This window comes from Bradyrhizobium sp. McL0615, from assembly GCF_049993905.1.
Lineage (GTDB): Bacteria > Pseudomonadota > Alphaproteobacteria > Rhizobiales > Xanthobacteraceae > Bradyrhizobium.
In genome coordinates this window covers 1041234-1062532 of record NZ_CP188254.1, presented here as the reverse complement: position 1 = coordinate 1062532, position 21299 = coordinate 1041234, and the positions used below count along the sequence as shown (strand labels likewise).

Below are 21299 nucleotides of genomic sequence, written 5' to 3'. Positions count from 1 at the left end.
TCGCCCCGGAATGACGAGCCCTTCACCCCTCCGGCGCGATAGCCAGGTCGCTGGTGCCGAGGTCGTCGGTACCGAGGTCGGTCAGCTCGCATTCCAGGCATTCGACGTCCAGCCGCAGCGCCTCGCCATGGCTGAACAGCAAAAGCGCACTGCCGCCGGGGGCTTCGCCCGGATGGAATTCGATCCCGACCAGTTCCAGCACCGCCTCGGGCTGATCCAGATCGATGTTGCGCGACTTGCAGGCCAGCACGCGGTCGAAGCGCAGCGCCGCGATCGAACGCCGCGGCTCGGTTCCGCCCGACAGCGTCTGCTCCCAGTCCAGCCGGTCGATGCCGACCACCAGCCGCTTTTCGTCCTGTCGCCAGACGATGTCGGAGGCCTGCACCCGGGCGTCCTGCACATGGGCCGATATGACCGCGAGATCGTCGGCGTCGAGCGCAATCAATTTGAGCGGGTCGGGCGCCGGCATCCCAAAAGTCCTTACCTTTAATTTGCGCGTATCATAATCGCAAAACCGGTACCCATCCACGGATCAAGTCCGAGGACATGCTTTTGCGGGATACGCGCGCTAGTCGCTGATGCGCTGGATCGACGCACCGCAGCCTGAGAGTTTTTCCTCAAGCCGTTCGAAACCGCGGTCCAGGTGATAGATACGGTTGACCATGGTTTCACCCTCGGCGGCAAGTCCCGCGATGACCAGCGACACCGAGGCGCGCAGGTCTGTCGCCATCACGGGCGCGCCGCGCAGTTTTGCGGTGCCGTCGATGGTCGCGGTCTCGCCGTCCAGGGATATACGCGCCCCGAACCGCGCAAGTTCCTGCACATGCATGAAACGGTTCTCAAAAATCGTCTCGGTGATCTGCGAGGAACCGCCGGCGCAGGCCATCAGCGCCATCAATTGCGCCTGCAGGTCGGTCGGGAAGCCCGGGAACGGCGCGGTCGACACCGTCACCGGCCGGAGCCCGGCGCCGTTCCTGATAACCCGGATGCCGTCATTGTTGACGGTGATGTCGGCGCCGGCCTGAGCCAGCACGTCGAGCGCCGACTGCAGCAGTTCGGGACGCGCGCCGGAAAGCTGCACGTCGCCGCCGGTCATGGCGACCGCCATCGCATAGGTGCCGGTCTCGATCCGATCGGGCAGCACGGTATGCCGCGCGCCGTGCAGCTTCGCGACGCCCTCGACCACGATCCGCGGCGTACCGGCGCCGGTGATGCGCGCACCCATCTTGTTCAGGCAATCGGCAACGTCGGCGATCTCGGGTTCGCAGGCGGCGTTGGTGATAACGGTCGCGCCCTTCGCCAGCGTCGCCGCCATCAGGGCGACATGGGTGCCGCTCACCGTCACCTTGGGGAAATCGATTTCGGCGCCGCGCAGGCCACCGGGCGCCTTCGCCACCACATAGCCGCCGTCGATGGTGAGCTCAGCGCCGAGCTTTTCCAGCGCCATGATCAGGAGATCGACCGGCCGCGTGCCGATGGCGCAGCCACCCGGCAGGGAGACTTTTGCCTCGTGCATCCGCGCCAGGAGCGGTGCGATCACCCAGAAGCTGGCGCGCATCCGCGACACCAGGTCGTAAGGTGCGGTGGTGTCGATGATGTCGGCCGCCGAGATGTGCAGGGTCTGGCCCTGATAGGCGCGGTCGCCGGAGCGCTTGCCAACCGAGGTGATGTCGACGCCATGGTTGCCGAGGATACGCTGTAACTGCGCGACATCGGCAAGGCGCGGCACGTTGTCGAGGATGAGGGTTTCCTCGGTCAGGAGCGCGGCGATCATCAGGGGCAGCGCGGCGTTTTTCGCGCCGGAAATGGCGATGGTGCCGTTGAGCTTGCTGCCGCCGACAATACGAATGCGGTCCATGCCACCCCCCCTTGCGACGCACAATTTATGAAGCCTGTGCGTCAACGGCAGAAGCCGTGACATTTGCGGCGATTTGATGGGGTGCGCTGTCAATCACCGCCGTCATTCCGGGGCGCGCGAAGCGCCAGCTACGATGTGCAATTGCACATCTGAGAATCCATTGTGCCGCGCACTCAGCCGCGAAATGGATTCTTTGATGTGCAATTGCACATCAAAGTTCAGCCCTGCGGGCTGCCCCGGAATGACGGTCGACAGTGCCGTGACACTCAGACTGCGTTGATGTCCGAACTCTCCAGGATCGGCTTCGGATAGCCATCGCGCGCCACCTTGATCATGGCGCGGCCGAGTTGCTCGCTGGTCGTCATGTGGTTCGGCGTGGCTCGCACCATCCAGGACAGCAGCGGCGCGGTGACGGCGTAGACCACGTTGATCCAGCCGGTCTTCGACCGGACGCCGTGCAGCGGCTGGATGCCGGAAGGCCGAAACATGTAGGCCGCCTTGAACGGCAGTTTCAAAAGATCGTTCTCGGTCTTGCCCTTGACCCGTGCCCATCGGAGCGAGCCTTGCTCGGTTGAGTCGGTGCCCTTGCCGGTGACATAGGTGAACACCATGCCGGGGTTGAGCCGCGCCAATGTTTTCGCCGCCGCCATGGTGACGTCGTAGGTGAGATGCCGGTAGCGCTCCGGGTCCATGCCGATCGAGGAGACGCCGAGGCAGAAGAGGCAGGCGTCATATCCTGCCAACCGGGATTCGATCTTCGCGAAATCAGTGAAATCGTCGTGCAGGATTTCACGCAGCTTGGCGTTCTGCACCCCGGTCGGGCCGCGCCCGACCGCCAGTACTTCCGTGACGCCGGCATCGACGAGGCATTCGCGCAGGACACCCTGCCCGACCATGCCGGTGGCGCCGAACAGGATGACTTTCATGTCAGGATGACTCCGCTCATCCCTTGATGAACGCGAGCAGGTCGGCATTGATGGTAGCCGCTTCCGTGGTCGGCATGCCGTGCGGAAAGCCCTTGTAGGTTTTCAGCGTGCCGTTCTTCAAAAGCTTCGCCGACAACGGCGCCGAGTCGGCATAAGGCACGATCTGGTCGTCGTCGCCATGCATCACCAGCACCGGCACGGTAATCTTCTTGAAGTCTTCGGTGAAATCGGTCTGCGAGAAGGCGACGATGCCATCGTAATGCGCTTTCGCGCCGCCCATCATGCCCTGACGCCACCAGTTCTGGATCACGGCCTCCGACGGCTTGGCACCCGGCCGGTTGTAGCCGTAGAACGGGCCTGCCGGGAGATCGCGATAGAATTGCGTGCGGCTGGCCGCGAGCTGCGCCTGAAGTCCGTCAAAGACTTCCTTGGGGAGGCCGCCCGGATTGGCCGCCGTCTGCACCATCAGCGGCGGCACGGCGCTGAGGATCGCGGCCTTCGCCACCCGGCTCTCGCCATGGCGGGCGATATAGTGCACCACCTCGCCGCCGCCGGTGGAATGGCCGACATGAACCGCGTTCTTCAGGTCGAGATGCGCCGTCACCGCCGCGAGGTCGTCGGCGTAATGGTCCATGTCATGGCCGTCGCTGACCTGGCTGGAACGCCCGTGGCCGCGGCGGTCATGGGCGATGACCCGGAAGCCGTTATTGGCGAAGAAGATCATCTGGGTGTCCCAGTCGTCAGCCGACAACGGCCAGCCATGGCTGAACACGATCGGCTGCCCCTTGCCCCAATCCTTGTAGAAGATCTCGACGCCGTCCTTTGTCGTGATGGTGGGCATGGGAATTCTCCTCTTCTTCAGTTGCAATCAACGGCGCACGGCTCGGCGAACAGACGCTCACCGAGCCGCAGCCAAGATTCAGTCGCGTTCGGTCACGCCGGGCGGAAGCGCCGCCATACGCCGATGATCATGAGGACGAAAAACACCAGCACGATGCCCTGCGCCACCGCGAATACCGGCCCGGAGGGCGGATTGCCCGGCGCCAGCGTCGTCAGCGCCGGTATCTTGAGGAAACTCTGGATGACGAGCACGAACACGTTGAAGTAAAGCGACAGCAGCGCCGTCAGCACATAGATCCAGCGCCACGGCCCAGCCAGCTTCATGACGTAGAGCGCGATGCAGGCAATCGCCAGCAGTACCAGCGACAGAATGCCGATGATGTGCGACGGCAACAGCTTCTCGGACACCAGCGGCGGAATCAGAAAGCCGGTGGCGTTGGTCAGGATCGTGAACACCAGGAAGATCGCGGTTAGCCCCGGCTGAGATTTCGAGCCGAGCATTCCGAACATCACGATCAGGCCCGCCACAATTGCGATCAAACTGATGACGACATGCACAAGAACAAACGTCGCCAAACTCATACCCAAAATCATGATAGGCCCCTTCGTTGGAAACTTTCTAAAGACTACGATGCGTCATGGAAAATTTCCACACGCATCGCGTACTGCGTCGGCAATGTAGGCATGTGAGTGAATGAAGACACATCAACGAAAGTTGTTTGATGCACGAAATATTTGCACCGCCGTCACAAATGGAGGCAGTGCTTCGTTCGAGTTTTAACGATTGAGAAATTCGACCAGTTTGGGAATCACCTGATCGGGCGCCTCTTCCATCAGCCAATGTCCGCGCCCCTGCACCAGCATACCCTCAACATTGGTCGCGACCATTTTTCCTTGCTCGATCAGGAATGGACCGCCGGCCTTCTCGCCCGACAGCACCAGCATCGGCATCGACAACTTTGTCTTAGCAAAGCCTGCAAACTCGACGGCGTCTTGCGGAAATGCACGAAAAACTTCCATCCCCGCCTTCATGTGGCCGGGCCTGGCATACTCCTTGGCATAGAATTGACGATCGGCCTCGGAGACGGATTTCGTGGCATCGGCGGCAAAATCGTTCCAGAAATGTTCGAGATAGATGCGCTCGCGGCCGGTGACCAGCGCCAGCGGCGTCTTGCCGAAAAAGTGGAAGTGCCAGAGGTCGCGCAGCAGAAAGACGTTATTCCATTCGCCAACGCCGGGCAGGAACGCTTCCATCAGCACGATCCGGTCGACTTCGCCCGGGTATTGCGCCGCATAGGCGTAGGCCACCATCAGTCCGATATCATGACCCACCAGCCGGATACGGTCGTATTTGAGGCTTTTCACCAAAGCGTGGATGTCTTGCGCCATCGCCTTCTTGGTGTATCCGCCCTCCGGCGTCGATGACTGGCCGAAGCCGCGCAGATCAGGTGCGATCACGGTGTGCTTGTCGGAAAGTTTGGCGATCAGCGGCCGCCACATATGGCTGGTTTCGGCAAAACCATGCAGCAGCACGACGGGATCGCCCTTGCCGGCAACCAGATAGTGCAGCTTGACGCCGTTGACGTCGGCAAATTTGCTCTGCGGCGACTCTGCGAACGCACCGCTCGAAGGGATCAATGCGACCGATAGCGCCATCCACGTGACGGAAGCGATGGCGCGTAACGTTCTCGGCACACATTGCATGTGAGATTCCTCATTCTTCGTTGAAAGAGGATCAGTAGTAGCGCGGTATCGGTCCGTTGTGTGGAGTTTTTCGGTTCGAGAGATCGAACAGCACATTGTCGACATAGCACCAACCCCAACCCTCCGGCGGATCGTAACCTTCGATCACTGGATGGCCGGTGGCATGGAAGTGCGCGGTGGCATGCTTGTTCGGTGAATCGTCGCAACAGCCGACATGGCCGCAGGTGCGGCAGATCCGCAAATGCAGCCACTCGCTTCCGCTTTTCAGGCACTCCTCGCAGCCGAGCGCGCTCGGCGTCACCGTTTGAATGCCGGCGATATGGCTGCAGCCCTTGGACATCGTTGCATCCCTTCCCTAGAGCGACGGTTTCATGGCATCGGCCAGATAGCCGTGCAGTGCGGCCACCACCTGCGCGCCCTCGCCGATCGCGCCGCCGACGCGCTTGACCGAGCCGGCGCGTACGTCGCCGACCGCGAACACCCCGGGCACCGAGGTTTCCAGCGGCGGCACCGGGCGGCCGAGATTTTGCTCGGATTGCGCGCCCGTCACCACGAAGCCCGCGCGGTCGAGCGTCACGCCGCAGCCGTTCAGCCAATGGGTCGCCGGGTCGGCGCCGACGAACAGAAACAGGTTGCGGGCATCGAAATGGTGCTGTTCAGACGCCAGCCGGCTCTTCCAGCGCACGCGTTCGAGCGAGCCATCCTCGCTGCCCTGGACTGCAAGCACTTCGGCGTTGAAGATCAGTTCGATATTGGGCGCCGCCTCGATCCGCTCGATCAGATAACGCGACATGCTGGCCCCCAGCCCGCCGCCGCGGATAATCATGTAGACCTTGCGCGCGTGGCCGGACAGAAACACCGCGGCCTGGCCTGCCGAATTGCCGCCGCCGACCAATACGACGTCCTGGCCCACGCAGAGCTTGGCCTCGATCGGTGAGGCCCAATACCAGACCCCGCGGCCTTCAAATTTCTCGAGATTCTCGATCTCGGGCCGCCGGTAACGCGCCCCGCTCGCCACCACGATGGATTTCGCACGCAACGACTGCCCGCATTCGGTCGCCAGCGCAAACACGCCGTCGCGATGCGAACAATCCAGCGACCTGACACAAACCGGAATCAGCATGTCCGCGCCGAATTTCTGCGCCTGATTGTAGGCGCGGCCGGTGAGCGCCTGCCCTGAAATCCCGGTCGGAAATCCCAGATAGTTTTCAATGCGCGCGCTGGCGCCGGCCTGGCCGCCGAAGGCCCGCGCATCGAACACCGCGACCGACAATCCTTCGGACGCGGCATAGACCGCGGTGGCGAGGCCGGCGGGGCCGCTCCCGACGACGGCCACGTCGTAGAGCTTCACATGCGCCTGGTTGGTGATCATCCCCACCGCCAGCGCCAGCTCCGTCTCCGACGGATTGCGCAGCACGGTGCCGTCGGGGCACACCACCAGCGGCAGATCGGCGCGCGAGGGCGAGTAGCGCGCGACCAGATCGGCGGCGTCCTTGTCGGTGGCGGGATCGAGCACGTGGTGCGGCTGGCCGTTGCGCACCAGGAAATTCTGCAGCCGCGCCGTGTCGCCGAGCGAGCCAGGCCCGATCAGCACCGGACCACCGACGCCGCCCTGAATCAGGTTGACCCGGCGCAGGATCAGCGCGCGCATGATGCGCTCGCCGAGTTCGGCTTCCGCGACCAGAAGCGCGCGCAATTGGTCCGGCGGAATCAACAGCGTTTCGACCTTACCCTCGGCATGGCCGTCGACCAGCGCAACGCGGCTGGAAAGCTGGCCGATCTCGGCGAGAAATTGTCCCGGGCCCTGGTCGATGACGGGAGTGACATGGCCGAGGCCGTCGCGCTGGGTGATGGCGACATGGCCCGTGAGCACGACGAACATGCCGGGACCCACCTTGCCGGTCTCGAACAAGGCATCGCCGTCGCTGTAGCTTCGCAGCTCCCCGAACCGGCGCATGCGCTCGATTTCGTGAGGGGTCAGCGTCGGGAACGTCTGCTCGTGACGGGGAAACGCGATGGAAGTCGCGCCGGTCGCCGGACCGGCCGTGATGTCTGCACTCATTGTACCCGCCTAAAAAAGAAACAGAAACCTTGCAAGGAGCGCGCCATGCCATCCGGCGAGCGATGGAGGTTTCCCTCTACGCTACTGGCTACGGCTTTTCTCCGCTGGCGTCATCTAGGGACGCGTCGGCGTCTTCGGAAGATGCATCGGCATCGCTGCGCCCACGGGCCTGCGACTTTCGTCGCTTGAGATTTTCGCGCAGCGCCAGCTTCAGCCGGTCCCGTCGTGAATCCTTCATATCCGCGTCGCTCTTTTCCGCGTGCTTGCCTTGATCGCCCTTCATCATCGTCCGTCCGCCGAATATGCCTTGGTTGAGCCGGGCACCACGCCGCCCGCAGCACTGTCGTCAAAGCATAGTGGGTTTCGACGCCCCTTGCCGCAATGACCCGTGCCGCCGCAAGGCCGTGCGAAGTCATGATTCGGCGGTTCGAATACGGACCAAGGATGGTTGGGAACCGCGTCGGCCCCGGGGTTTGGCCGATTTTGAAGAAGCTTGCCGGCAACAAGCGCCGCTTTTTGACGATTTTGGGTCCTTTCCGGCCTGCCCGCGCGCTTGCGCGAGAGGGGCCCATGTGGCAAGAACCGGCCGCCTAGTGGGCGGCCATTTGGGCCGATTCCCCTCAATACCGGGCATGCTGCCGTAGCTCAGTGGTAGAGCACTCCATTGGTAATGGAGAGGTCGACAGTTCAATCCTGTCTGGCAGCACCACCCATCCTACTGAAATCATTGTATCTTTCATACTCGATTTACGCGGCTTTATTCCGCGGGCACTTTATGGAACCACCGCGTAACCACACTGCGCTTGTTCGCCTCAGGGCGGCAGCATAGGCCCGAGCTAAACACGCCATAGCGTTCAGGCTCCAAATCGCTAAACGACAATTTAACCCTCCAAAAAGATGATGACGAAGGTCGGCCATAGCTGTGGCTGCCTTCCTCCCGACGATTGTGACGGCCACGGTTCACGCTAGCGGATGTCAGGAGCTGGAGACCCGAATGAAGCCACGTCTCCTTAGTGATCCGTTCGACTCAGCCGACGGCTCGAATTTTTTCGACGCTTTTGGAGAGGCCTTGGGCCAAGCCTGGCACTTTACGCCCTCCCCGAGCCAAGCGTGGCTCCTATCAGCGATCGGTGCCAGCGCAGAGCCTGCATCAAGCCTAGACGCACCGGTAGAGGTGCCGTACACCCCGGCCCTCGTCAGCGAAGCCGTAGAAGCTTTGGGCGCTCAAAGCGGCCCCACCACGGTCACCTCCATGACGACCGGCGGCATCACCATCAACCTGTTGTTCGACGCCGCAGCGATGGCTGCGCCCGCGAGTTTTCGGGCCGGCATCCAGCAGGCTGCGTCACTGCTGACGGCGGCGATTTCGGACCAGATCACTGTCAATATCAAGATCGACTACAGCGGCACGGGGGGCGGCGCGGCAGCGGGCCCAGATGCAGGGCTCTATGAGTCCTATTCTTTCGTTAGGAGCAACCTGATCAATCATGCGACGGCTGGTGACACGGCGTTCAACGCGCTGCCGAGCGGTACGTCGATCCAGGGACAGACCAATGTCGCGGTTTGGAACGCCCAGTTAAAGCTTTGGGGTGTGCTGGGGGCGACCGACACCACGACGGACGACGGCAGCGCAACTTTTGCAACCGACATCAATTCCAATCTGCTCGTCGGCGTCGCACTCCACGAATTAACGCATGCGATGGGCCGCGTCCCCTACGGGTCTCCCTACAGTTCGTCGCCCGACATCTTCGACCTGTTTCGCTTCACAAGCCCCGGTGTCCGGCTATTTGACGGAAGTAGCACAGCCGCGCCGGCCTATTTCTCGCTCGACGGCGGATCAACGAACCTCGCCGATTTCGGCCAATACTCCGACCCAAGCGATTTTCTGAACAGCGGCGTGCAAGGATCCACCGATCCATTCAACGAGTATTACGGCGGCGGCACGCTGCAAAGTCTCACGACAGTCGACAAACAGATCCTCGACGCACTCGGTTTTCATACGGCCTCGAAGGCCATCTTCGTTACCGGCACATCATCGCAGGCGATTCAGGGAGGTAGCGCGGTCAAACTCCTGAGCACCCAGCCGACCATCGCCGGTACGAGCACAACCCTTTCGAGCGCAACCATCAAGATCACCAACGCGAGCGGCGGCGCCATTGTGGGCGACCTGCTCTCAGTGAACGGGACCCAGAACGGAGTCGTCGCCACCGGTGTAACGGCAAGTTGGAACGTCAGCGCTGATACGCTTACGCTGTCGGGGAACGCTTCGATCGCCACCTACGACGCACTGCTCGGCCAAATCTCTTACCAAGACACAGGCACCGACGTCTCCATGGGCAGCCATCCGGTTCGCACCGTCACCTGGAGCGTTAACGACGGCAGCAGCACTTTCTATAATACCTCGCAAATCGCGATCGAGCGAGCGCCGGTGGCGATCACTTCAAATGTGGTCTTGAATGCGAACGTCTCAATGGTTGCGGCTTCTTCGTTGTGTGTAGCCTACGACCCCGACGCTGACAGTCTCGTCACATACGGCTTCATCAATTCGGGGACAGGTTACTTCCTGCTCAATGGCGTCGCGCAGGCCAACAACCAGGAAATCGACGTAAGCTCCGCACAGCTTTCACAGCTCACTTATCAGAGTGTCGGCGCTACAGACACGCTTCAACTCCGCGTCAACGATGGAATGCTCTGGAGTGGTTGGCACACCTTTACCGTCAGGGGGCCGACGCCTGTCGTGGTCCAAACGGACCTTACGACTAGCCTGGTTCTGATCGGAACCAATTACTTCTTGAACCCCGTTGGAGGGGGGATTGGCCCCGAGCTAAAATACAACGGCGCGCCGCTATACAGCGGCGAATTCGGCAGCTGGACGCTGATCGGCGCAGTTCAAGTTTCCGGCGGCTACGACATCGCCTGGAAGTTTCCTACCGGGGTCTATGCCGTCTCGAGCGTCGACAGCAACGGCAACTACATCAATGACATTTTTTCCGGCGTCCCGGCGAACAGCACCGTCCTTGAACAATACGAGACCACCTTCAATCAGGACCTCAACGGTGACGGGACCGTCGGAATTCCGACAATCGTCATCCACAACGACGGCACGACTAGCCTGGTCCAAGTCGGAAACAACTATTTCTTCAATGCCGTTGGTAGCGGCGTCACTGGCCCCGAATTCAAATATAACGGCGCGCCCGTCTACACCGGCGAGTTTGGAAGCTGGACGCTAATCGGCGCAGTTCAAGTTTCCGGCGGCTACGACATCGCCTGGAAGTTTCCCACTGGAATCTATGCCGTCTCGAGCGTCGACAGCAACGGCAACTACATCAATGACATTTTTTCCGGCGTCGCGGCGAACAGCACCATCCTTGAACAATACGAGACCACCTTCAACCAGGACCTCAACGGTGACGGTACCGTCGGAATTCCGACAACCGTCATCCACAACGATGGGACGACCAGCCTAATTCAGGTCGGAACCAATTACTTCTTGAACCCCGTTGGAGGGGGGATTGGCCCCGAGCTAAAATACAACGGCGCGCCGCTATACAGCGGCGAATTCGGCAGCTGGACGCTGATCGGCGCAGTTCAAGTTTCCGGCGGCTACGACATCGCCTGGAAGTTTCCTACCGGGGTCTATGCCGTCTCGAGCGTCGACAGCAACGGCAACTACATCAATGACATTTTTTCCGGCGTCCCGGCGAACAGCACCGTCCTTGAACAATACGAGACCACCTTCAATCAGGACCTCAACGGTGACGGGACCGTCGGAATTCCGACAATCGTCATCCACAACGACGGCACGACTAGCCTGGTCCAAGTCGGAAACAACTATTTCTTCAATGCCGTTGGTAGCGGCGTCACTGGCCCCGAATTCAAATATAACGGCGCGCCCGTCTACACCGGCGAGTTTGGAAGCTGGACGCTAATCGGCGCAGTTCAAGTTTCCGGCGGCTACGACATCGCCTGGAAGTTTCCCACTGGAATCTATGCCGTCTCGAGCGTCGACAGCAACGGCAACTACATCAATGACATTTTTTCCGGCGTCGCGGCGAACAGCACCATCCTTGAACAATACGAGACCACCTTCAACCAGGACCTCAACGGTGACGGCACCGTCGGAATTCCGACAACCGTCATCCACAACGATGGGACGACCAGCCTAATTCAGGTCGGAACCAATTACTTCCTGAACCCGGTTAGCGGAGGGACAGGGCCCGAACTAAAATACAATGGCACACCGCTCTATAGTGGCGAATTTGGAAGCTGGACCCTGATCGGCGCTGTCCATGTTTCCGGCGGCTATGACATCGCCTGGAAGTTTCCCACCGGGGTCTATGCCGTCTCGAGCGTCGACAGCAACGGCAACTACATCAATGACATTTTTTCCGGCGTCGCGGCGAACAGCACCGTCCTTGAACAATACGAGACCACCTTCAATCAGGACCTCAACGGTGACGGGACCGTCGGAATTCCTTCTGCTACAGCCCTGGCCTCCCCCCAAGCGGATCTCGTTCTCACGCGATCGTATTCATTCGACAGTAGAATACCGATTCTCGACCCGCCGATGCTCAATGGACCGATTATCGGATTCAGAGGTGATGGCACAGTTAGCGGGTCGGATCAGATAGATCTTAAGGGCATCAATTCGAATTCCCTCTATTCGAGCTTCGATAGCACGACGGGCGTGCTGATCGTGGGCGACGGCACCATTACAGCAAAACTAGAATTTTCGGGTCAGTACTCGCCAGAAAATTTCCATTTTGCTAACGACGGCTTCGGGGGAACGACTGTTTATACGTCCGGGCCGCCGTCGCTTTCAAGTCAGCCCGTCGTCGTAACGATGTCTGGGCACGATGGATTTGTATTCAATCCAAACTTTGGGCAGCTAATCATCACAAACTTCGATCCTGTATCAGACAACATTTACTTCGGCAAATCAGTGCTTGCAGATATCGACGCGCTGATCGCAGCCACTCACGACGATCTATCGGGCAATGCAGTCGTTACGGATGCTCTGCATGACACCCTCACAATTCAGCATACCACCACGGCGCAACTCCTGGCGCAACAGAGCAATTTTCATTTCTTCTAGACGAGCAAGTACTGTCACATGCAGCATTCTGCATGGGTCTACCGCGCGGGCAAAAAGCGAAACAGGGTCGTGAAGGATGTGAACGCGTTTTCGTTGAGAAAATTGTATGGTTGCGATGTCACGCCATCAAAAGTAAAGGCCCCCATGCCAGGTCCGCCAATCCCAGTGCTGGTCAACTCCCCTTGGTTTAAAAAGGCGACCGAGCTGTCATCTGCGAAATAGCTGTTAATTGTGAATGTGGCGTTCGTAAAACCGGTAGGCAAATCGAAGAGCACCGCATCAGCCCAAAATGCCGGTCCTTGTCGGCCGAAGTTAAACTCACCATGGACATTCACCGTGTCGGCGTTGGCGCTCAAGTTCGTAAACTGCGCGGCTGCAAGAACGGCGACTGTTAAAGCCCACGACTTAATAATCATTGCAGCCCACGGGTCAACACGCTGGAGAAGGTGGTCCAATTAGTTGCCGGCACGTTGGGCGAGCCGATATTGCGCCAGATCAATTCCGACCGGGCTTTCGGTTTGAAAAGCCTGATATTCGACATTTCTGCGTTCTTAAGGCCGTTCGGGTGGTGAGCGCGCTAAACGCTTCAATAGCGCTTGCACGCGAAGGGTAAACCCGAAACCTGCCTATTCCAAGCCGCCGATATCGCCCTCCCCTTGGCAATTTGCAGTGACGGCGGCCGCCGCGACCATGAAGATGAAGCGGCAGCACTAGGTGCCGCTGTCGCGCCAGGCCATCGTCATCGCCCGCGAGCTGCACGCGTTGCGCGGCGGCTAGCCAATCTTATGCACAACCAGCCGCTACGGCCAGGAGTCCTTGCGGTCGTACAGACGACATTCTTATACTTGGGAGAACATAGGGGGGAGCAGCGGTAGTCTCTCTTCTGCAGGGCGAGAGGCTCGACACGAGATGAACAACCTCAGGAAGAAGTATGACGCGCCCAATCGGGAGGCACGTCGCGCCGCCGCATCCTATTCTTTGCTGATTGCGATCCCGGTCGTCGTGACGATAATCTTGGGGCTGGTCGGATGGAGCACCGTCTCTTTCGACAGAAAGGACCCGCTTCTATCGGCTGTCAAAATCGTTGTGCTTACCCTATCGTCCTTCAACCTGTCGACCGACTACAAGTCCATTACCGAGCAGAGCAATTGGTTCGTAAATCTCTCGGCGTTCTTTGGCTCGCTGACTACGTTCGCCGGCGTCATTGCCTTCGCCTTCGTATTTTCACGCGAGCGCCTGCTGAGGTTCAGGACGAAGTATGTCTGGACCGAGCACGTTATTGTTGTTGGGGACACTCCCTTAGCGTCTCGTCTTGCCAGCCGGTTTCGTTCGAACGGAAACCGTGTTGTTCAGGTGGGGCCTGTTAATGGCGAGCGTTCACCCACGAGCCTGCCCATCGGTTTCGACGCCTCGGATGTCATTTCCGCCACCAGATCGCATCGAGCCAGACTGATAGTTGTGGACCTGGAGACTGATGCGGCAACGCTCGCGTTTGGACAGGGAATGCTTCTTGGATTGAACGTAATTCAAGAGCCAGATACGAAAGATCGACCAAGTTCGCCAAATGAAAGCCGCTTGGCCCTCAAGGTGGAAGACCAAGTGCTATCCGAACAGTTTCTGGAGTTTGTCGAGCGTTACACTGGATCAGTCCCCGGCAAAGCCAATATGACTAGAAAAATCCGCCCGATGCAGTTTGACGAGTATCGAACTGTCGCCCGTTACACATTGGCACGCTATCCGCTCTTCGTTCTTGCAAGCCAGCGCAACCAACGCAGAGTGCACGCTGTTATACTTGGCGCAAACGATTTGGCAGAGCGACTTGTTGATCAGGTCCTGCTGACCTCAATAGGAGTTTCGCTGGACGTTCCCCTGGTGACCATTCTTGATCGTGATGCGGCACGGCGCGAACAGGAATTCAGGGCGCGAAGGCCCGGAGTTATAGAACAGCTTCCGATCCGATTCGTTCAATTCGATATCGACATTGACCTTTCGTCGACCCTCGAAAACACGGCTGGTATGGAGAGCCTGTTCCGATCGGAAGCCGGCAGTGGCGTCACCGCGATCTATGTTGCCTTTAACAGTGAGTCTGAGAGCTTGCGAGCGGCGCTCTTGTTGAGACGCTACCAGGAACGAACTGGAGATCTTAGAGGGCCTATATTTTACTATCAACGGCCGTCGGGCACAGAGCGATCGTTCGTCCCACTATCGTTGTCTGAACAGGACGAAATCGTCGCAATGCAAGCCCCCATTGAAATGCTTGTGAACGACATTCTCGACCTTGACGGCCGTGAAGATCTGGCCCGCGCATCTCACGAGAATTATCGGAGGGCGACGCCGTCGCATCAATCGGCAGCCACGTGGGAGATGCTGCCGGATTCTCTCCGTAGAGCAAACATCCGCGCGGCCGACCAAATACCTGCTCTGCTTTGGAGCTTAGGGGTTGAGGTTCGTGAGTGGGCTCCTGGCGAGCTACCAAACCTGAATCCTGACGCATTGGCCGCGGTTTTGCAAAAGGCCTCAAACTCCGAATTCGCTGCGGAATTGTCGCGCGTCGAACACGAACGATGGATGATAGAGCGGAAGCTGGACGGGTGGTCGTATGGCCCATCGCGTGATGATCAGAAGCGACATCATCCGCTGCTCATCCCCTGGGAGCAGCTAAGGAAATCGCCGGCGGAAGTGAGGAAGGACTTTGAACAGGTTTCCGCACTCCTGAGATCTCTTGGTACCCGTCGCCCGCTTGTTCGTTAATTGACATCCATGCAACAATTACCGTAGTGCGAGCTGCTTCAATGGTGCAGCTCATAGTTGGAAGGGGAGGGAGCAGCGGTGAGCACCAACGGTGAGATTAAGGTCATTCGCCTGTTCGTATCCTCACCGAGCGATGTCGCCCCGGAAAGGGGGCGAGTACAGGCAGTAACTTCCAAATTGAATGCTGAATATCGAAGAATCGCACAGTTCGAGACTATCCTCTGGGAAGACAACTTCTATAAGGCAGACGCAACATTCCAGGCCCAGATAGAGGGACCGAACGCCTGCGACGTGGTCGTTTCGATTTTCTGGAGCCGCCTTGGTACTGAGCTGCCGGTCGCTTTCGGGCAGATGCCGAACGGGGCATCCTACCCGTCAGGGACGGTCTATGAATTGCTCACCGCGCTCCAAGCTTCACGACAGACCGGAATTCCCGACGTCTATGTTTTCCGAAAGACTTCAGATCTCGCATTGCCTGCCGCAGATTCTGCTCGCCGGCGCGTTGCGCAAGCGCAACTTGACGCGCTTGAAGCCTTCTGGAGCGAGTGGTTTGAAAGTGAAACCGGCGAGTTCCGAGCGGCATTTCAGACCTTTGGCACGGCCGATGACTTCGAAATCAAACTGGAGAAACTTCTTCGTCAATGGCTCGCAAACCACAATGTCCGTGACAACTGGCTAGCTTGGCCACCGGAGAAAGGATCTCCTTTCCGTGGGCTCTCACCTTTTGAAGCTGAACATTCTGCGGTCTTCTTTGGACGCGAGCGGGTGATCGATGAGGGGCGTCGTCGTCTTGTTGCCGCCTACGAGCACGGAGCGCCCTTTCTGCTGATTGTGGGGGCAAGCGGGGCCGGAAAATCCTCACTGGCACGCGCGGGGCTCATCCCTCGACTTGTAATTCCTGGGATCGTTCCCGGGATCGGATTCTGGCGAATAGCCCGGCTCAAGCCGAGCGAGATGGGAGCCCGGCCGATCGCGGCCCTTGCAAGCTCCTTGTTTTCTGCGGATGCGCTCCCCGAGCTTCGCAATGGTGACTTCAACACTCCGGATTTGCTGGCGAGTCACTTCCGTCATGCACGGACAATGATCGCTCAGCCTTTGCTGCGCGCGCTAGAGCGGGCAGAAGAGGGTGAACTGAGAAAGCGTAGCAGCGAAAATCGCCAGAAGGGTGCGTTAATACTACTGGTTGATCAGCTCGAAGAGCTTTTTGCTCGCACGGTGGACGAGGAGGAACGCGCAATATTTGCTTGTTGCTTGGCTGAGCTCGTCGAGAGTCGGTCCGTCTGGTGTATCGCCACGCTCCGGGCCGACGTTTATGAGGCTATTCTCCGCGAACCGGCTTTGAAGAAGTTGAAGGACGCAGGTTCGACTTTCGATCTTGAGCCGCCGGGAGCAACTGAGCTCGTCGACGTCATCCGTCAGCCGGCCAAGGCAGCGGGACTGGCCTTCGAGGTGGATCCGAAGGGCATTGGCCTTGACGAACGTCTAATCACTGAAGCGAAAGGCACAGACAGTTTACCTCTCCTGCAATTTACACTGCAGCTCTTGTATGAACGAGGCATCCGCTCGAACCATATAGTTCAGCTGACTCATTCGGAGTACGAAGTTCTTGGCGGCTTGAGTGGCGCAATCGCAAAGGTAGCCGAGAAGGCGGTTTCCGATCTATCACCGCGAATCCAAGTGTCTCTCCCTCGGCTGATGCGCCGTCTTGTGGAGCCTGGCAGGGATGCGACGGCGTTCACTCTTCGTGAAGTGCTTAAGGCTGAAATCTCTAGTGATTCATCTGAGGAAGCTCTGCTCGAGGCTCTCATTGACGCTCGGATTGTGACAGCGCGCTTCGATGCGACCGGAAGACCAACTGTGCGGTTAGCTCACGACGCGGTAATCGCAAGCTGGCCTCGCGCAAGCGACGCGGTTGTGAAGAATAGGGAATTTTTTCGCATCCGGGCGGAAGTCGAGTCGTCGTTCAGGCGGTGGAACCAGCAGGGTCGAATTAAAGCCAGGCTGATTTCCTCCGAACTCGAGCTCGCTGAAGCGAATGTGTTAGTCAAAAATTTCGGCGCGGAACTTACGAGCGATGTGCGCCTGTTTATCGACCAGTCAAACTCCGCTGCCACGGCAGCTGCGCGGGTAAGGCGAGCGTTGGTGAGCGTCGTCGTGCTCATTCTGCTGGGTTTGTCCGGGACTGCCCTGGGTGCGTTGTGGGTCGCTCAGGGCCAGCGTGATTCTGCGCTCACCTCGCAATCACTTTTCCTCGCCCGAGATTCTCTAGCCGCAAATTCTGACGGCGACTCTACACTGGGTATCCTTTTGGCGCTTGAGGCATTGCCCAAGAAGGCCTCTTCTCCGAACCGACCTCTGCTAGCTCAAGCTATGGCTGCTCTTCGTCGCGCCATTTCTAATGAGAGAGAGACCATTGTGCTTCAGGAGCACACGCAAGACGTCCTAACTTCCGCGTTCTCACCGGACGGCACGCGTATCGTCACAGGGTCGAAAGACGACACGGCGCGGATTTGGAGGACCGCCGATGGCAAGTTGCTCAGCGAGTTGGTCGGCCACAAAAAACCAGTTACCGGAGCTGCCTTTTCACCCGACGGCAAACTGCTACTGACCTCCTCGGAAGACGGAACGGTACGGATCTGGTCAGGTGAGAGCGGAAAATTGCTTTGGATACTCGACGACCAAGGGGACCGCCCATTCTACAATCGGATCACAACGGCCAAATTTTCACCCGATAGCCATTTCGTCGCACTCACCGGATTTGATTCCTTTATATCCATTTGGGACGCTCGAACCGGACGGAAAACTGTGACTCTCGAGGGGCTCGTTTCTCGTCGCAGGGGCATAGATAACATCCTTAGCCTGACTTTTTCAGCGGACGGGAGTCACCTGGCCGCAGGGTCCCTCAGGAGCGTCGCTGGCGTGTATGACACGAAGACAGGTTCGCTTGTCGCAAGACTCGGAAAAGATCTGAATAACACGCAGCCTTCTTTAGGCGCAGTTACCTCAATCGCCTTTTTTCCAGACGACAGCAGGGTTGTAGCTGGACACGAAAGAGGAGAGGTCGAAGTTTGGGACTGGATCGGGAAACCTGAGATCGAAAGAGATGAATTTGCTAAGGCCCACAACGGGTCCGTGGTAGCGATAGCATTTTCGCCGAACGGAGATTCGGCATTGACAGCATCATATGATGGCACGATGGCTCTTTGGGATGTCGATCGCGCATCGAGGACACTGAAACCACCGTCGGTCAGCAGGCCGCACACCAATAAGGTTACGGCTGCAAAATTCTCACCCAACGGAGACTTGATCCTCACAGCGTCCGCCGACGGGACTGTGAAGGTTTGGAAAAAGTGGGACCTCAGCAAGGAGTTCTACAAGCTTGCGCCGTTTCACCGACCCGTCACCACAGCTGAATTTTCTCCTGACGGCAACTTTGTCTTGGCGAGTTCGTCTGACGGAACCAGCAGGGTATGGCGTCTGGAGAGCGTAGATCGAAGAGTTATTGGTGATCTGCCAAAGTCGACTATCAGGTTCGCTGGATTCCTGCCCGGTACTGATCGGGTGAATACGGTCTCGCTAGACGGACGATCCACTATTTGGGACATGAGTGGCACGCGGATAACGTGGAAAACCTCTCGCGGGGCGAACCTCGGCGCGACATCGGCAGACGGCAAATGGATAGCGACCGGCTCATCGAGAGGGGAAATCGAGCTTTTCGATGTTTCGAGCGGAGGCTCGCGGAGGCTGTTGGGACATAAGAGACAAATCAATACCCTGCAGTTTTCGCCCGATGGACTGACGTTGCTGAGTGGAAGCGACGACGGTACGCTGCGTATATGGGACCTAAATTCCAAGGTGTCACTACGAACTTATGACGCCAATGCGGGTCCGGTCAGAACGGCCGAATTCTCATCCGATGGCAAGAAGGTTCTCTCGCTGAGCGATGATGGAGTTGCTCGCTTATGGGACGTGACTACAGGATCTGCACTCACCAGCTTGAAGGGGAAGGATCCTATCGTCCAAGCCAGAATCGCGCCTACTGGTCACTTAGTGGCTACCGTTTCCCAAGAAGGGGGGGTGACGCTTTGGTCGGCGGCCACAGCTCAAGTCCTCTTAACATGGCCTTCAAACAAATCCGGAACGCGCTCAGTCGCATTTGCACCGGACGAGGGGACTATTGCCTCGGGAGAAGCGAGCGGCGAACTGCAAACGTGGAACGTTAAATCAGGCAGTCTGCTGTGGACGGTCCACGCGCACAACAGTGGGATCACAGATGTGTCCTATTCCTCAGACGGAAAAGCAATCTCGACGGCCTCTGACGACGGAACGGCAGCCGTTTGGAATGCAGTATCCGGAGCAGAAGTAGCAAGGCTGCGTGGCCACGGGGCAACGGTCGAAAAGGCGGAGTTTTCATCCGATGGGAGTCGCATTCTGACGCTTTCTGCTGACAACACGGTTCGACTGTGGACTTTGTCCAAAGCAACCGAACCGACCGTCATTCGATCGTCGGAAGAGAGTGATAATAGCTTCGTTATAGGGCCGACCAGCAAATGGTTCGCGAGATGGTCACCACGAAGACAGACTGCAGAATTATTCAGTATGACCTCCGGCAAGCTGATTGCCACCCTTGCTGGTCATAGTGGCCCAATCACCTCCCTCTCCGTATCCGATGACGGCAGAAGAATTCTCACGACTTCGGGCGATCGCACTGCCAGGGTCTGGGACGCCGGGACCGGGGTGGTGATATCTGTGTTCCGCGGCCACCACGGCGTTGTTCGCAGTGGAACGTTCTCACGAAGCGGAACTCAAATCGCAACGAAATCCGACGATGGGACCGTGCAAACGTGGCTAGCAGATACCGGCACCCAAATCTTGACGATGGCAAACTCAAATCGATATGTCGAACCTCTGTTCGCTCCCGACGCTCGATCGATTTTGATGTTGTCGGCAACTGGCGCGCCAGAGCTGAGAGACAGTGGGACGGGCCAATTGATCGATACTCTCGAAAGCGATGAAGACGTTATGTTCGCATCCTTTCTGTCTGATACAAAAGTCTTGGTGAGCTTCAAAGATCGACTCCTCGTGTGGGAAAGGGGTTCACATTCACCAGTCGCCGAGCTTAACATTGAGAATGGCGAGCTTCGACATGTTTATATTGCGCCAGATAAGAGCCGAATCGTAGCGGCGTTCGATGGACGCGCAATTTTGTGGGACCCGGCAACGGGAGAAAAAATCGCGACCCTTTCCGGTTCGGGCGATTACACATTTGCGTTTAGTGCCGACAGTGAAATGATTGCGTCCACCGGCGACGACAAATCGGAAGAGTGGAATGCTCAGCAAAAGGACGAACTGCGGGTCTGGAAAGCTCGCGACGGCTCCCTGATTGCTACCTTTCCCGGCGCCTCTGCGAATTCGATTATGAACAGCGGCGATGCTTTCCAGCAAGGCGAACTGCGCGGGAATGTGGTGTTCTCACGTGACAGCAGATTCGTATTCTCCGCGAAGTATTATTCGGCTGAGGTGATTGACTTGAAGTCGAAGCTGGTGGTGGCCGAATTGAAGACTCAGGATGAATTTCATTCTGCGGCGTTTCTCGAAGATAGCTCTGGTCTTTGGACAACGTCAGGAAATGGAAGGATGGCCATCTGGTCGCTGCCGGCGTGCGATGCGGCTATTCAAAGGGGACAAGAGATTGTTCCGCGAGCGCTGTCCGATTTTGAGCGTGAGAAATTCTTCCTGACGGAACACCGTGCGAGCATGTTGGAGGCTGCATATTCCAGCGTGCGTCCTTTCGTGGAGTGGGCCAGTCCCGCCAGAAGCGAGTGTCGGTAGCTTCCTCTCTCCCGTTCAGATGACCCGGGCGGTCTGGGCCGCCGAAGACGCGGTATCCCGCCGGCATTACATGGACCAGACCATGTCGACCGCCGCGTGGGTCCCCCACCTCCTGACATCGTTGCAGTAGGTTCTCATTACCGACTTGCTCGCAAGCACTCCGCAGCCCTGCCTCTCAAAGCGTTGATAGCCAAGCTGTGACCTGTGTGACGGAGCCATCTTCCGTCCGGT

The 21299-nt window shown here is 58.5% G+C and carries 13 protein-coding genes and 1 tRNA gene; 4 read left to right on the top strand and 10 right to left on the bottom strand.

The genetic code is table 11. The features are described from left to right. Positions 1–22: 22 nt before the first annotated feature. The 9 genes from ACPPVP_RS04950 to ACPPVP_RS04910 form a co-directional block, all read right to left on the bottom strand. A complete protein-coding gene (locus ACPPVP_RS04950; protein WP_426531826.1) occupies positions 23–469 on the bottom strand; it encodes a DUF2948 family protein in 447 nt (148 codons plus the stop codon). A gap of 99 nt (positions 470–568) precedes the next feature. Then, complete coding sequence (gene murA, locus ACPPVP_RS04945) at positions 569–1858, bottom strand: UDP-N-acetylglucosamine 1-carboxyvinyltransferase (protein ID WP_426531824.1); 1290 nt, start codon at positions 1856–1858, stop codon at positions 569–571. 266 nt (positions 1859–2124) lie between these two features. After that, positions 2125–2784 (bottom strand): epimerase, encoded by a 660-nt coding sequence (locus ACPPVP_RS04940; RefSeq protein ID WP_426531822.1) that lies wholly within the window; start codon positions 2782–2784, stop codon positions 2125–2127. 16 nt (positions 2785–2800) lie between these two features. Next, positions 2801–3625, bottom strand: a complete 825-nt coding sequence (locus ACPPVP_RS04935; RefSeq protein WP_426531820.1) for an alpha/beta fold hydrolase — start codon at positions 3623–3625, stop codon at positions 2801–2803. 92 nt (positions 3626–3717) lie between these two features. Further along, positions 3718–4218 (bottom strand): hypothetical protein, encoded by a 501-nt coding sequence (locus ACPPVP_RS04930; protein WP_426531818.1) that lies wholly within the window; start codon positions 4216–4218, stop codon positions 3718–3720. Positions 4219–4401: 183 nt separating this feature from the next. Continuing rightward, the gene (locus tag ACPPVP_RS04925; RefSeq protein WP_426531817.1) at positions 4402–5328 is read right to left on the bottom strand and encodes an alpha/beta fold hydrolase; all 927 of its coding nucleotides are present in this window, start codon (positions 5326–5328) and stop codon (positions 4402–4404) included. Positions 5329–5359: 31 nt separating this feature from the next. Then, positions 5360–5668 (bottom strand): UBP-type zinc finger domain-containing protein, encoded by a 309-nt coding sequence (locus ACPPVP_RS04920; RefSeq protein WP_426531815.1) that lies wholly within the window; start codon positions 5666–5668, stop codon positions 5360–5362. 15 nt (positions 5669–5683) lie between these two features. Next, entirely contained in the window at positions 5684–7390 is a 1707-nt protein-coding gene (locus ACPPVP_RS04915) for an FAD-dependent oxidoreductase (RefSeq protein ID WP_426531813.1), read from the bottom strand. Positions 7391–7478: 88 nt separating this feature from the next. Beyond that, positions 7479–7673 carry a hypothetical protein gene (locus tag ACPPVP_RS04910; protein WP_426537676.1) on the bottom strand — a complete coding sequence of 65 codons (195 nt, stop codon included), beginning with the start codon at positions 7671–7673 and terminating at the stop codon, positions 7479–7481. Between the two features lie 351 nt (positions 7674–8024). Between ACPPVP_RS04910 and ACPPVP_RS04905 the strand changes: the two genes are divergently transcribed. Further along, a tRNA-Thr gene (locus ACPPVP_RS04905) sits at positions 8025–8099 on the top strand. A gap of 285 nt (positions 8100–8384) precedes the next feature. Continuing rightward, complete coding sequence (locus ACPPVP_RS04900) at positions 8385–12485, top strand: NF038122 family metalloprotease (protein ID WP_426531811.1); 4101 nt, start codon at positions 8385–8387, stop codon at positions 12483–12485. Positions 12486–12523: 38 nt separating this feature from the next. Here the strand turns inward: ACPPVP_RS04900 and ACPPVP_RS04895 are convergent, their stop codons facing one another. Beyond that, positions 12524–12940 carry a hypothetical protein gene (locus tag ACPPVP_RS04895; RefSeq protein WP_426531809.1) on the bottom strand — a complete coding sequence of 139 codons (417 nt, stop codon included), beginning with the start codon at positions 12938–12940 and terminating at the stop codon, positions 12524–12526. A gap of 454 nt (positions 12941–13394) precedes the next feature. On the opposite strand from ACPPVP_RS04895, the gene ACPPVP_RS04890 reads away from it, so the two are divergent. Together ACPPVP_RS04890 and ACPPVP_RS04885 are read left to right on the top strand one after the other, a co-directional pair. After that, a complete protein-coding gene (locus ACPPVP_RS04890; RefSeq protein WP_426531807.1) occupies positions 13395–15236 on the top strand; it encodes a RyR domain-containing protein in 1842 nt (613 codons plus the stop codon). Positions 15237–15314: 78 nt separating this feature from the next. Then, positions 15315–21068, top strand: coding sequence for a hypothetical protein (locus ACPPVP_RS04885; RefSeq protein WP_426531805.1), 5754 nt, complete (start codon positions 15315–15317; stop codon positions 21066–21068). The last annotated feature ends 231 nt before the right edge of the window (positions 21069–21299 follow it).

What these genes read in the sequence shown, in the direction of transcription:
- ACPPVP_RS04910 (WP_426537676.1), bottom strand. Translation starts at nt 7,673, where the DNA reads ATGAAGGGCGATCAAGGCAAGCACGCGGAAAAGAGCGACGCGGATATG.
- ACPPVP_RS04925 (WP_426531817.1), bottom strand. Translation starts at nt 5,328, where the DNA reads ATGCAATGTGTGCCGAGAACGTTACGCGCCATCGCTTCCGTCACGTGG.
- ACPPVP_RS04915 (WP_426531813.1), bottom strand. Translation starts at nt 7,390, where the DNA reads ATGAGTGCAGACATCACGGCCGGTCCGGCGACCGGCGCGACTTCCATC.
- ACPPVP_RS04940 (WP_426531822.1), bottom strand. Translation starts at nt 2,784, where the DNA reads ATGAAAGTCATCCTGTTCGGCGCCACCGGCATGGTCGGGCAGGGTGTC.
- ACPPVP_RS04930 (WP_426531818.1), bottom strand. Translation starts at nt 4,218, where the DNA reads ATGATTTTGGGTATGAGTTTGGCGACGTTTGTTCTTGTGCATGTCGTC.
- ACPPVP_RS04950 (WP_426531826.1), bottom strand. Translation starts at nt 469, where the DNA reads ATGCCGGCGCCCGACCCGCTCAAATTGATTGCGCTCGACGCCGACGAT.
- murA (WP_426531824.1), bottom strand. Translation starts at nt 1,858, where the DNA reads ATGGACCGCATTCGTATTGTCGGCGGCAGCAAGCTCAACGGCACCATC.
- ACPPVP_RS04900 (WP_426531811.1), top strand. Translation starts at nt 8,385, where the DNA reads ATGAAGCCACGTCTCCTTAGTGATCCGTTCGACTCAGCCGACGGCTCG.
- ACPPVP_RS04935 (WP_426531820.1), bottom strand. Translation starts at nt 3,625, where the DNA reads ATGCCCACCATCACGACAAAGGACGGCGTCGAGATCTTCTACAAGGAT.
- ACPPVP_RS04920 (WP_426531815.1), bottom strand. Translation starts at nt 5,668, where the DNA reads ATGTCCAAGGGCTGCAGCCATATCGCCGGCATTCAAACGGTGACGCCG.
- ACPPVP_RS04890 (WP_426531807.1), top strand. Translation starts at nt 13,395, where the DNA reads ATGAACAACCTCAGGAAGAAGTATGACGCGCCCAATCGGGAGGCACGT.